This window comes from Xenorhabdus entomophaga (assembly GCF_037996725.1).
In the GTDB taxonomy this organism is placed as follows: Bacteria; Pseudomonadota; Gammaproteobacteria; order Enterobacterales; family Enterobacteriaceae; genus Xenorhabdus; species Xenorhabdus khoisanae.
Genome location: NZ_JBBMXH010000009.1, coordinates 48,500 through 60,431, shown reverse-complemented (window position 1 = coordinate 60,431; position 11,932 = coordinate 48,500). Strand labels below are relative to the sequence as shown.

Sequence of the window (11,932 nt, the reverse complement as noted above, 5' to 3'; positions counted from 1 at the left end):
GCGCCCTGTTTGGGGCGCATTTAAATCGATGACGACATTAATTGACACTATTCAGCCTCCAGAAGCTCACTTGGAGTCTATACTCGCTGAAGCTATCGGAACAAAGCCAGAAAAAGCGTATGTGGAATTCTACATCACGAATCTGATTACCCGACTGAAAACCGAGCCGAGATTGTACCGTTCTTTTGGTGCATGGTGGCCGAGCGTGAAATCACTGATTGTTGAGCAAGGAGAGAGGGCTTTTGGTGTCCTTGTTGATGCGGATGTTGCCGCTATTTACACCATGAGCCGTCCGGCGTTGATCGTGGTGGCCGCGCACCTTTATTCAAATGAGCGATTTGAGAATGGCTTGGTTTATTCCGCTGACCATACCTTTGACATTCATGATGCGTCTGATGACACTGAACCTTATCTGTGGTTCAGCAACGATGAAGAGATGGAAACGCGTATCCAACTGAGGGGGGCATTGTGAACGGCACTAAAAAGTACTACAAACTTGGGGAACTGACGGACCTTGCTGCGAAGCGAGGGTATATGCTGAAGTTTAATTCCGCCCGTCAAGTATTCGAACTCAAGGATAAGGAACATCATAATAATTGGTGCTGGATCGTTCGACCTTCTAATGGGGTTAGAGTTGGACAGGTAAGGGAATGCTGGATGTCCGAATGGGATGAGATTATTGATTTCAATATCGACCGTTTAAAGAAGAATGCTGAAAATTTCAGCACTATGATTTAATTGAAAAATTTCTATATTCTCATTGAAGTTTAAAAAAAAATGTTTAGAATTTACCTTCAAAGTTAGAAAAAAAGCATTTAGAATTTACCTCGAAGTGTTGGTTTTAAATCCACTCAAAAACCCGCCATCAGGCGGGTCATGAGCGATAGGTTGTTATCATGTAAAACAATCTCTTTGAAATTTTAAGTTGTTGAATAATACCGCTTGATTTGCGGTTTTTTTTTGGTTTGGCGATTGATTATGCAGAACATGGAGTGTGATCCCCTCGATAAAATCCACGACTTCTGTCCTTTTCGGCTGGTATGTCACCTCACCGTTAAAAAGTAAGAAACTGATTAGAATTGAAATAATGTTGTTGGAGTGAGAATGCTGAGAGCTTCCGAAGAATGGTATAGCGATTACTGCGAAAGGACGAAGAAGAAAGGGCAACTCACTAAGGGTAAAAGGTCCGTCACCAATAACGCCCCTGTAAGTTGGGACAAGCCCAATAACAAAGCGCGTTCCCCTCATGCTGTCGCTTTGGAAAAGTTAGCTAAGAATCCTGAGTTGCTGAAAGGCAATCATGAACATTACGCTCAGGTTCGCTTTTTTTATTATTGCGAGGTGAATGCTCCCGACATTTACAAATGCCTGCATTCGACGCCTAACGGCGGGCTACGCCACAAAAAAACAGGCGAACACCTTAGAGCAGAAGGACAAAGAAAAGGGTATCCCGATGTTTCGTTAGATACTGCTAAGGGGGATTACCACGGTATGCGCCTTGAATTTAAACATGGGGCCAATAAACCGTCTGAAGTGCAAAAACAATGGTTGAATACGTTATCTGAGGGGGGATTTTACTGTGTTGTTGTCTATGATGAGCACGAGGCAATAGAGGCGGTGACGCAATACTGGTGCCTGGAATCTGGGGCATCATTTACCGCCCATAAAAATGATCATTTGTGGAAGGAGTAACCGATGAAATTCAATAAGGAACTATTTTATATATGGTTATTAGATAAACCTTCCATCAAGCGCGATTCAACTAAGTGGAAAGTGGCTTACTATATGGTTTGCCTTCTTGAGTTATACATTGAAAATGAAGGGAAAAAGGTAACGGCTATCAGTTTATATAAGCGTGCAAATAGCAATAAAGCTGACCTTCATTACGCCGTCGGTGGGATAAAAAATTTGTGGAAGATGATCCACAGGGCAACGTCTGATTATGCGCATTACCTCTCTGAGGAACAAAAATTAATCATCAACAATATTTTTGCGGATAAATTACAGGCTAAATCAGAGAAAAGTGATGCTGCAAACAGCGCTGATGTCTCTGATATCCGATTGATGGATTACCCTTCAGCGTTGAGCCTCATGATCCAGCGTGATTACAGTATCTATCGTATGAATTGGGCGGGTGGGCGGGTGAGATTGCACTGTGATAAGCGAAAAAGAAATGAACGGGCTGAGTTTTTATTTATAGCGCCTGATGGCATTTCCATTCCTTGGAATCCTTCGGTTCAGGATCAGCTGGCTGAAAATTGGGCGGTATACCGTGCATAACAGGAAGGTGTATTTTGAGTATGGCGTGGAGGCAGGCGCTGATCTCCTGCATAACGTCGTATCGATTTACGGGCTGGTGGCGTCTCACCGCCGTTTTTAGCCAAACAGCCTTGGCATTCTCCACAAAAATGAGATATTCGGGAAAGGCCACCTTCTTGTCCTATTGTAACTTTAGGATCTTACTCTAAAAATGGCAAAGAAATTCTATTACTTCAATGTCTCATTCAGTCAATCAGGACTGGAGACACAATCGGTGATCGTAAAACATGCGACACCAAGGATGACACATCTTAGGCTACTGGAAGCGCAAACGAGTTTAGGTATCCGCGTTAACTCAGCGACTATTGGTGTGAGTTTTTTGGGCAAAATGACAGAAAAACAATGGAGTGAAGAGATATGACCAGGGATGAGCGTTCAGCCATTAATCAAGGAAGTGCATCGCAGTTACCAACACCAGAAACGAGCACATAAAAATAAAAAAGTGTTTAGAATTTTATTCTCTAATATCAAGTGTGGCAATCTGCCAGATTTGTTGAAAAGGTTAGAAAATGCTTACCCGTAAAGTTCAGCAGCAAGATTCATCGTAGGCAGCAGGTTATGGCATTGTAATGGCGCACCTGCGAATAGGAGAATAATGGACGCATCCCAACCACTTAACCTTTGGCACTGTGCTGGAATTGGGGTTTTGCGCCCATTTCCTCGATAAGTTCATCTGAAATTTATAACAATGTGTATCAGTGGTTCTAAGCCGGAACCGCCGAAAATTCCGTCAGACTAAATTTCTTTTATAATTTAGGAAGTTCGAAAAATTTATCAGTCGATTGCTTCTTTTCAAGTCTTTTTTGATGCCATTCTTTAAAGTCTTTTTTACGCTCCGCTACCTTGACATCAGCGACCGCAAAGACTTTATATTTACCTTGTTTTTTCGGTTGACCTAGCCATTGCCTAATCGCCCAATCCGTCCAAAGCCTTGTCTCTTTGAGACGCGTTACTGTGATCCACGTCTTTGACCACTGTTTGAACCGTTCAAGCCGTTTCTGGCAATTCCTCTCTCTCATATCCCTAAGCCAGTCTGGATCAACGACAAACTTTCTATAACCCACGAAATAACCAGGTACCTTCCCCATAACTACACCTCTTTTCGTTTCCGACTGCGCTGGTGTGTATTAATTAACTTAAGATATCATATATCCGTATCAAAAATCGAAATTGAGACTATTGAGTTTCAAAATTAAAAACGGGTTATAACAGCCCGTATTTATTAATGATTTGAAGTAGCCTGCAACGTATCATCATGTTCACCATATAAAACGATCCCTTGGTTTTCTAGCTGACGCCGGTCATAAGCATCCTGGAGATGTAACCAGAACTCAGAACTAAGGTGTACTTCCCAGTGCGGCGACGATACGAACTGCCAAAAGAAATTCTTATATTTTAAAATTAATAATAAATTTATCAAAAAATAATTTCCATACTTGCTTTTATAATTTTTATTTATTGATTTTAAAATTAGAGTTGCTGTAAATTTTTTTCCCCTTTCATAAAGGGATTAATTTTATCTTGAAAATAAATAAGTTAAGGATATAGAGATGTCATATAGTTTAATTGCATATTATGAAAATGGTATTCCATATACTGCGGATGGAAAGAGAATTCTTAAAATTATCCCGGCGACAATCAGCGGGAGAGACGTTTTAAACAGATTGAAATCTAGTTTTATGCCATCTACTCCTAACATTTTTCCTGGTATTGGGTATGGTTCCTATGCGAAGCCGCGTGAAACTCTAACGGATGGTGCCCTTTACACACCAGGTGGAGGAATTAGCGCTCATGATATGGCTAAACTTTGGCAAGCTAATGGAAAGGAGGGAATATGTCCAGTTTGTTCAAGAAAACAGTGTCCTTTTATAGAAAAGGAAATAAATAAGGCATTGGGACTACTGGACAAATATCGTAATAAGCCTAATGGTGAGACATTCGCGCTAATGAGGAGTGATTACCATTTTACTCAACCATTATTAAATATCAAAAATATGTTTAACTCTACAGCGCCTGTTGTGATGAGCCATTTATCTATGCTTGAAGGTAAGCGGTTTTATTCAACCATGGATAATCTAAAAGGGCTTTTTGAAGATAGATATTTACTAGATAACAGAATAGGTTCATTTAAGAGCTTATCATCTAATGCTCAAACCACATTACAAATATTTGCTTATGGAAATGAATCCAGGAAATCAAAATATGATAATTTTTACCACCATATGGGTAGTGTGGAAGGTACTGGAAGGAGTACCCAATGGGGTAAAAGGGATTTTAATTCAGCCATTAAAGAATTATATAACAATATGGCTCCAACATTAAAAAATATTTTCGTACTAGATGAACTTGTCAAAGAGTTCGATAAATTTGGTCAAATGAGTACATATGTAAAAAATATTGGTAAGTTAACTACAGATTTTCTTAAAAGTGACTTTAGCAATAGCGACCATAAAGATCTTGTTAAAAACCAATATGATTTTTTCTCGGGAAAGAAAACTAATTTGCAGCGAGACATACAACAATACATGTTTGCCGTTAGTAACCTAGACAAGGTCTTCAATATAGGGGGGATTTCTCAAGGCAGTACGAATATGACAACTAGCGCACTGCGTTTTTCAACGCAGGGATCGCGTGAGACAAACCCTCACGGAATACTCCAGGACAATGATCGCAGGGAGGGTAGTCAGGTTAATGCCTTTCGACATACACTATGGCAATCTGCAATTACCGCTAAATACGGTAAGGAAATAGCCTCTCGTGTGGCTGATGCACATGAACGATATGACACGTTAGATTTGAGTGTTCGCCATTTCCAAACGTCCGCAGATGCTGATGAAACGATTGATATGCTGAATAACCGAACAGGCCGCCAAATTGGCATGGCAAACGCCAATACGTCAATGAAAGAGCAGGCTAAAGCAGTATTAAACCATTTTCATAAAGAAGGTCTCTACGTTGCCAAAGAGAATGCCTCTGGATTTTCAGTGGTGAAAGAGAAAATTTCAGATGAACAGCTTTCTTATATGAAGAGTCAATTTGATAGAGGTGATAATGAAGGTTTTTCACCCGAACAGTTAGCAGCTGGGAAGCGAAAAGAACCCATTGTCGATTATCAATGATAACGACTTAAAAATAATGTAAATTTAAGCTCGGCTTTTTCGGTTGTCATGGATATGCCATTAAGCGCGATACTCCCGCCGACAAAAAGCCGACTTTTTTATATGAATGGGCAATGTAGAGAGAGGCGATGATGATAGTTTTTAACCCAGACGATTATTTGCTAGGGCGAAAAAGTCAATTAGTTACTTTGTTTATTATGTTTTTCTCTGTGTTTTATTTGTCCAGTTGCAGGGAGGCTAATATAGCTGAAGGTATATTTGATTATACTGATAAATATTGTCATGTTAATGATGAATGTATTGTCAATATGAAAAGCATCACACCATTTGAGTGGGATTACATGTATGTAATAGATAATGGATTTGAACGTAAAGCTGTTGAAAGTTTCATCAACTTAAAAATTGATGGGGATTTAGATATATTTTCAAAAATCATCTTTGTTAAAGACAACAAACTTGTTTATCTTGAGCATTATATTGATATTTCGGATTCCGAAAAAACATTAGTATTAAATTTTGATGTTAGAAAAAAGGAAAAAAAATATATTAAGTATTACGTCATATCAAAAGATAATGCAGACGTTTTGATGAAAAAGGAAAAAGTGCCTGATAATAGAGCTTATTATTGGTTTTCATATGCGAATGAAAATCAAGTGGTGAGGGTGGATTAGATAAATAACCCGAATTCGTTTAAGCCGTCACAGGGAAAACGATTTGTATTAAGAGAGATAAAAATATTTAATAACTCATTTGGGTATGTGATTTGGGACGTTAGAATGACAATCGAATATACAGTAGTAGGCAAAAATAATTTTGATGACCTGACAGATCGATACGCTCTGAAAAATGATAAGCCGGATGTCCTGTCCCCTAAGTATTTAGCTGAGATGTGCGCTAAAGATTATAATGATAATCATGAGGGATGGGGTGCTTACTGGCCGATTGATATCGTGGTATTTACTGAGGGGAAATCTCTCGGTGTATTCAGGGTCGCGCAAGAATATAACCCAACATTTACAGCGTCATATCAGAAGAGCTAAAAGAATGAGTATCAACTACCTGCAACCAGAGGATTTGGCGGCATTACGGCGTTTTAAAGCGACGTCGGATGATGGAGAAGGGTACGATGTTTCCCGTGAAATTATGCACAGATTAGCGGAACTGGGCGTTGTTTGTTATCACCGGCATGGTATTTATAGCATTACATGGTTTGGCATGTATGTATTGGATCAAGCCAATAACGATCTGTGTCCACCGTTCCGAACTGAATCAGACCGTATTCGTGAATTAAATAATCGATTAAATATTCTTGGATTCTAATGTGTATAGGTGAATTGTGTTTCGCATGGATAGTGCCGTGTTAATAGCACCGGTCATCCGTGCTTGTTCCACCAGCGCATTGTCGATGAGATTATTTGTTGGCAATATCAGTCCACGGCCATAATGGACAGTGACTGTCTATACGTAGAATGGGTGTTGGGACATCACCCGCTCCGTAATTCCCTATTTGTAACGACCCGAAAACGATAGGTAATCCTTTTTATCCAAAACATCAAAATAGTAGGAGTTCTCATCAATGACTTGTTTTTCTTGATTTCTTAATTTCACCTTTATTTCATAGATGCCGGGTTCAGGGAACTCTATCTGGTCAAATGCGGCACTAAAAATAGCAGTAACTTGATTCTCCGGTAATCTGATGTCTTCAACAGTGAATTCTTCTCCTTCACCACCATAAGGATTTTCGTGAAATTTTACACAACTCTCTCCATTATGGAGAATATCTATAAATAATCGATAAGATTTTCTCTTATTCAGTCCCACTAGACTCACTATCACAGATAAGCGTTGAGTGTCTGGAAAGCTGCTTACTACTTTTGTGATTATTGGTGCCAGTAAATCAGGTTCTACGTTCTGATTTGATTCACGAGTGCAAAATGCTGTCGCTATTTTCTCTGTAATTCCCATAACACCACCTTAAATTTACATTTAAACACTGAATAAATAACCCTTGTTAATGGTTATTTTATATTCAATTTCAGAAGGTGTCGTGAAATAAAAAAAAAGGCCATCATTTAGACGGCCGAATGTGTGAGACTTATCTTTTAAAAGAATTATTGTTAACTACGCCGTGATTATTGTGTGGTTATTATTGGATTTCAATGCGTACAGAAATTGAAATACTGTATCCATTGAATTAGTGTTTCGAATTGACAGTGCTGTGTTAATGGCTCCAGTCATCCGTGCTTGCTCCACCAGCTCATTGTCGATGAGCTTGTTTTTTTCGAGCCATTCAGCAATATCCGCCCATGACCATAACGGGCGACTGCTATCTACGCGTAGAATTGGTGTCGGAAAATCACCGGCTCCACGGCTCCCCTTACTGTATCGAGATAACGCCGCTTTGGTGGTTCCTGCCAGTTCAGCAGCATCACTTAAACTGACTACATCACCAATATCTACAGATAAACAAGTTAATCCAGAAACTGACTCAATATCAGAGATGGCAGATGACACTGATTTGGCGTAATTTTCGCCGTTGCGTGTAAAATTAACGTACAATGTACCGTTGTATGCAGCGGGGTGGGCGTCGCTGCATCCTGCTTCATACAAAGCGTCTGAGATATCAAACAAATCATCGTCAGTAGTGATTTTCTTTCCACCCACCACGATGCTAAAACTGTATTTTCTCATATCCTTTTTCCTATCATTAGATGTGAGACTGATATAAAAAAGGCCGCCGATTGACGGCCTTGATATTATTTGCATTTATCCACTAATGAGATTATATCTTTTGCGTGGTCTTGGGGGCTATCCGGTGTTCCCCACACTGATTTTTGGTGGCACTTATCTTCACGTCCACATCGCAAAATTCCTACAGCATGGCCTTTTCCTTTCCGTTTGATGTAAGCCCAGCCTTGAGACACGGCATATGCAATTGCCGCATTGATCTCCTTATTTTTATGATACGCGATAGATAACACTCCTTTTAAATTAAGTCTCACTTTGTTAAAGAACGTAACCGGCCAAAGTCGCCAGCCAACGGTAACAATAGTAACCATTTATAGATTATTTGTCAACAATCATTACCAATCTTCAAGTTTATACTGATTGACTAGCCACTTAATGGCAAGGCAACGGCTGACTGCCCCGATGGTCATCGTTACCGGGCAATCGGTAATTCAATGGCCGTACCTGTGATGGCATGGATTGGGAAACGAATTTTAATGGGGTATGCGGAATACTTATAACAATATAAGTATTATATTGACAATATAAGTAATAATACTTATATTATACCTATCCTGAAAACGGAGATGCTCTTTAAAAATAGGGGAAATGATGGTCAAAGTGATTTGGTCTAAAGCGGCAACCAAACAGCTAGTCAGGATCGACACGCGATACCAGAAAGCGATCAAAAATAAAGTGGGTTTGCTTACGGGTTTTCCGCTGGTGGATTTGGATATCAAAAAATTAACGGGAACAGAAACTCAATACAGATTGAGAGTAGGTGACTACCGAATTCTGTTTGAGCTTTCAGGTAAAGCGCCGAAGATTTTGGAAGTGCAGGAAGTTAAGCGAAGACAAACAAAGACATATTGACTGGCACGGCGGGGAATACCCGCCTGCTTTTTCCTCTATTCGCGTCATGGTCAATACAATATTGGAGATAATATGGCTGGTATCCAGTTTATTACAGATGAGAACGGCAACAAGCAGGCTGTAGTACTTCCTATTGCGGAGTATGAGCGCTTGCTTGCAGCGCTAGATCGTGATGAAGATTTTGTCAGTATCCCTTACACCGAGGGGGCTAATGATGATGAAACCATTCCCCATGACGTCATTAGTATTATGGTTGATGAAGAGGTCACACTTCATGCAGCATGGCGTATATATCGACGTTTATCACAGATAGAGGTGGCCGAGAGGCTGGGAATTACACAAGCTGCCGTCTCTCAATTTGAAAAATCAGAACGCCCACGCCAAGCTACACTGGAAAAATTGGCGGCGTTTTATGTGTGTAGACCGACACAATTAATCTTGGATTAATATTAATCCATAGATCAGAGGCCGCTTAATGCGGCCTTTTCTTATTAGTCTATATAATCACTGCCTAATTTATTATTAACTTATTGTAATTGAAGGTATTTTCTTCTTCTTTTCTGCTTTTTATGTAATATAAAAAATCATTTAGAATTTCCTTGGAAAAGAGCGTGAAAGAAAAAATCTCCAATATCCATTTGGCAGATGTGCTTCTGAGAGAAAACCGCCCTCTGACCGCCAAAGAGGTCATGGATGCCATTCGCCGCTATTACCCCCATGTCACAATAGACAAGGATTTTGTCTACGCACGGCTTAACGTGTTTTGTTCGTCCAAAAACATTGTTTGCCTCATGGATACCCGTGTTCGGCCAAGAAAATATGAAATGAAATACATTACACAGGCCCACTTTAAGCCGCGCCATGGCATATCCATTGATTTCTCAAAAACAGTGATTCCCAATGGTGGGCTGAAGGGCGATGAAAAAAAGGCTGCATTAAAGCATGCAGCCTTACGTAAGATTTGGGATGACATGATCCGAAAAAGAATGATAGATCCTATTTCTTAGTCACGTTTCCTCTGAGTGCTGACATTGCTGATAGCGTTGAAGGCGGCGGTTGTTTATTGGTTGAACGTTCAATTAACGTCGCTGAACCATCCTCTCGTTTCTCGTGTTTGATTATGCTGGTGGTATTCTCAGACGGAGTATCCGTGTCGTTATTCGCTGGCTCTTTCGATTGGTGTGGTGCTTTTGCCACCGCTGGTGGTGCCTCAATTTCCACACTTGTCATTTCTGGCTCAACGGGAGCGGTGGGGGCTTCTTCTATATTACTTAACGCCAGCACACGCATGACCATCTGCTTACGTGTGTTGTGATCAGCAGCGAAAAATGCTTCCGTATCGAGAAGTGACAGCAGAGGCGCTAACCCCGCTTTTTCGATAAGATAGCCGCAGCGAATCGCATTCATCATCATTTTCCGTTTGCTGTGATGACCGGTCAGAGATTGATAATCTTCCCGAAACTTTGTGGTAGCAATGCCTGCTTCGCTGAGTGCTTGCGCTTTAATGTTTAATGATGATGACATTTAAGCCCCTTTTTCTTCCAGAAGTTTAGCCTTTTCTTTTTGTGCCTGTTTAATCAGCCACCCCTTAATGATTTCCTCTGCATCTATTTCAAATGCCATATGAACACCGCGAACAATGGCAAATTCAGGGTTGTCAGGAATATAGACAGGACATCCCCAGCCTGTTGTGCAATTGTTAAGGTATTCCAGTTTGCCGCCAATCAAATTAGCCCCGCCACCAACCAGAATAAGCACATCAATATCACTCAGATTGCGATGAACGGTACGGATATCATTTCGAATGATTTCAGCAAATTCCTCTGCCGCCTGTTGGACGACCTCATCAATTTTAATGCGTTTGTCTGCGGCTGATTTTAGACGCGAGCCGATATAACCTTGGCGGATAAATGTATCAATGGATTCAAGGTGAATTTCTTTGGGTTCAGCAATATTGAGTTTTTCTGCGTTTTCCTGAAGCAACGCGTGAACACGATCCAACATCATATAGACGCCGTGTTCAGAGGTACGGCGTTTCACAACTTGATAAGTTTTATCCAGTACGGCGATATCACAGGTAAACCGTCCTACATCAACAACCATGATACTCTCCGCCCCGTCAAGATCAGGGTTAGGCTTCATGTCAGACGTGACTGAAGCTGACACATAGGCCGGGATCGCTTCAGGATAGACCATAACATCTATAATGTGTGGTGCTTCATACTGGCCGGAGACATTGTTGACCGGCTTCATCAAACTCTCACGCTTGGCTTCAAGGCGGTTTTGATCAATTTTCCCCAAGTCGCTGTAAAACTGGTTAATCGGCAGTGTGTCCGCCAGAATAATTTCCTGTCCGCCTAACCCCAGCTGGGCCAGTGCGTTAATAACCAGAACACGATGGGCAGGGCTGGATTGGTAGTTTGGATCACAGGTGTTGACGAGATCGTTACCGCCACTGACAACAGAAAACACCACGTTTTCTCCGTGATCACCTTCGGTTTCCCATGAGGTTCCCGCTTCTAACGCCATTGATTGGGCATTACCTTGGCATACCCGTGCAGGAATGATGGTATTTTCAATTTCTCCATCACGTTCACGTCTAAAGCGTATAGCGATATTACCGGAACCTGCATCGACAGCGACTAAAATAGGCTGTTTAACCAGCGTGTCGTCTGAATCCGCATCGACGGCGACCAAAGTAGGTTTTTGAACAGCAGTATTATCAGAACCAGTAGGCTTCTTCATGATATTTCCCTGTTTTAGATATTAACGATTAAGACATTTAAGTCGGATTTGTGCATGAGTAATTTTGATAGATAAAAGGGAAAACATCAAGCGTTTGTTATCCAAACGAATAACAAACGCTTTTCGTTTTTTGCTTGGCAAAAATGAAG

17 protein-coding genes are annotated in these 11,932 nt (G+C 40.7%); 12 read left to right on the top strand and 5 right to left on the bottom strand.

Annotated features, from left to right (window positions below; translation table 11 throughout):
* The first annotated feature begins 28 nt into the window (after window positions 1–28).
* The 5 genes from AAC854_RS03290 (at window position 29) to AAC854_RS03270 (ending at window position 2,680) form a co-directional block, all read left to right on the top strand.
* Window positions 29–472: a hypothetical protein gene (locus tag AAC854_RS03290; RefSeq protein ID WP_047961778.1), complete on the top strand. Its 444-nt coding sequence runs from the start codon at window positions 29–31 to the stop codon at window positions 470–472.
* Window positions 469–738, top strand: a complete 270-nt coding sequence (locus AAC854_RS03285; RefSeq protein ID WP_273549083.1) for a hypothetical protein — start codon at window positions 469–471, stop codon at window positions 736–738. The genes AAC854_RS03290 and AAC854_RS03285 overlap by 4 nt, the downstream gene beginning before the upstream one ends.
* 366 nt (window positions 739–1,104) lie before the next feature.
* Window positions 1,105–1,692, top strand: coding sequence for a VRR-NUC domain-containing protein (locus tag AAC854_RS03280; RefSeq protein WP_047961776.1), 588 nt, complete (start codon window positions 1,105–1,107; stop codon window positions 1,690–1,692).
* A gap of 3 nt (window positions 1,693–1,695) precedes the next feature.
* On the top strand, window positions 1,696–2,280 hold the full coding sequence (locus AAC854_RS03275; RefSeq protein WP_047961775.1) for a Thoeris anti-defense Tad2 family protein: 585 nt from the start codon (window positions 1,696–1,698) through the stop codon (window positions 2,278–2,280).
* 190 nt (window positions 2,281–2,470) lie between these two features.
* Complete coding sequence (locus tag AAC854_RS03270; RefSeq protein ID WP_047961774.1) at window positions 2,471–2,680, top strand: hypothetical protein; 210 nt, start codon at window positions 2,471–2,473, stop codon at window positions 2,678–2,680.
* Between the two features lie 385 nt (window positions 2,681–3,065).
* On the opposite strand, the gene AAC854_RS03265 is transcribed toward AAC854_RS03270, so the two are convergent.
* Window positions 3,066–3,407, bottom strand: coding sequence for a hypothetical protein (locus AAC854_RS03265; RefSeq protein ID WP_047961773.1), 342 nt, complete (start codon window positions 3,405–3,407; stop codon window positions 3,066–3,068).
* A 462-nt stretch (window positions 3,408–3,869) separates the two neighbouring features.
* On the opposite strand from AAC854_RS03265, the gene AAC854_RS03260 reads away from it, so the two are divergent.
* From AAC854_RS03260 to AAC854_RS03245, 4 genes are all read left to right on the top strand, one after another.
* Window positions 3,870–5,438 carry a DUF6973 domain-containing protein gene (locus AAC854_RS03260; protein ID WP_340615864.1) on the top strand — a complete coding sequence of 523 codons (1,569 nt, stop codon included), beginning with the start codon at window positions 3,870–3,872 and terminating at the stop codon, window positions 5,436–5,438.
* A gap of 128 nt (window positions 5,439–5,566) precedes the next feature.
* On the top strand, window positions 5,567–6,109 hold the full coding sequence (locus AAC854_RS03255; RefSeq protein ID WP_340615863.1) for a hypothetical protein: 543 nt from the start codon (window positions 5,567–5,569) through the stop codon (window positions 6,107–6,109).
* 105 nt (window positions 6,110–6,214) lie between these two features.
* Complete coding sequence (locus AAC854_RS03250; RefSeq protein ID WP_340615862.1) at window positions 6,215–6,478, top strand: hypothetical protein; 264 nt, start codon at window positions 6,215–6,217, stop codon at window positions 6,476–6,478.
* 4 nt (window positions 6,479–6,482) lie between these two features.
* Window positions 6,483–6,758 (top strand): hypothetical protein, encoded by a 276-nt coding sequence (locus tag AAC854_RS03245; protein ID WP_047961769.1) that lies wholly within the window; start codon window positions 6,483–6,485, stop codon window positions 6,756–6,758.
* 183 nt (window positions 6,759–6,941) lie between these two features.
* Here the strand turns inward: AAC854_RS03245 and AAC854_RS03240 are convergent, their stop codons facing one another.
* Together AAC854_RS03240 and AAC854_RS03235 are read right to left on the bottom strand one after the other, a co-directional pair.
* Window positions 6,942–7,403 carry a hypothetical protein gene (locus AAC854_RS03240; protein ID WP_340615861.1) on the bottom strand — a complete coding sequence of 154 codons (462 nt, stop codon included), beginning with the start codon at window positions 7,401–7,403 and terminating at the stop codon, window positions 6,942–6,944.
* A gap of 156 nt (window positions 7,404–7,559) precedes the next feature.
* Window positions 7,560–8,129, bottom strand: coding sequence for a helix-turn-helix transcriptional regulator (locus AAC854_RS03235; RefSeq protein ID WP_273549077.1), 570 nt, complete (start codon window positions 8,127–8,129; stop codon window positions 7,560–7,562).
* 648 nt (window positions 8,130–8,777) lie between these two features.
* Here AAC854_RS03235 and AAC854_RS03230 point away from each other — a divergent pair.
* The 3 genes from AAC854_RS03230 (at window position 8,778) to AAC854_RS03220 (ending at window position 10,045) form a co-directional block, all read left to right on the top strand.
* Window positions 8,778–9,038, top strand: a complete 261-nt coding sequence (locus tag AAC854_RS03230; RefSeq protein ID WP_340615860.1) for a type II toxin-antitoxin system RelE family toxin — start codon at window positions 8,778–8,780, stop codon at window positions 9,036–9,038.
* Between the two features lie 72 nt (window positions 9,039–9,110).
* A complete protein-coding gene (locus AAC854_RS03225; RefSeq protein ID WP_340615859.1) occupies window positions 9,111–9,485 on the top strand; it encodes a helix-turn-helix domain-containing protein in 375 nt (124 codons plus the stop codon).
* Between the two features lie 164 nt (window positions 9,486–9,649).
* Window positions 9,650–10,045, top strand: a complete 396-nt coding sequence (locus tag AAC854_RS03220) for a hypothetical protein (protein ID WP_340615858.1) — start codon at window positions 9,650–9,652, stop codon at window positions 10,043–10,045.
* Here the strand turns inward: AAC854_RS03220 and AAC854_RS03215 are convergent.
* Both AAC854_RS03215 and parM read right to left on the bottom strand, forming a co-directional pair.
* The gene (locus tag AAC854_RS03215) at window positions 10,035–10,562 is read right to left on the bottom strand and encodes a hypothetical protein (RefSeq protein WP_340615857.1); all 528 of its coding nucleotides are present in this window, start codon (window positions 10,560–10,562) and stop codon (window positions 10,035–10,037) included. The two genes, AAC854_RS03220 and AAC854_RS03215, sit on opposite strands and share 11 nt — an antisense overlap.
* Window positions 10,563–11,783, bottom strand: a complete 1,221-nt coding sequence (gene parM / locus AAC854_RS03210) for a plasmid segregation protein ParM domain-containing protein (RefSeq protein ID WP_340615856.1) — start codon at window positions 11,781–11,783, stop codon at window positions 10,563–10,565.
* Window positions 11,784–11,932: the final 149 nt, after the last annotated feature.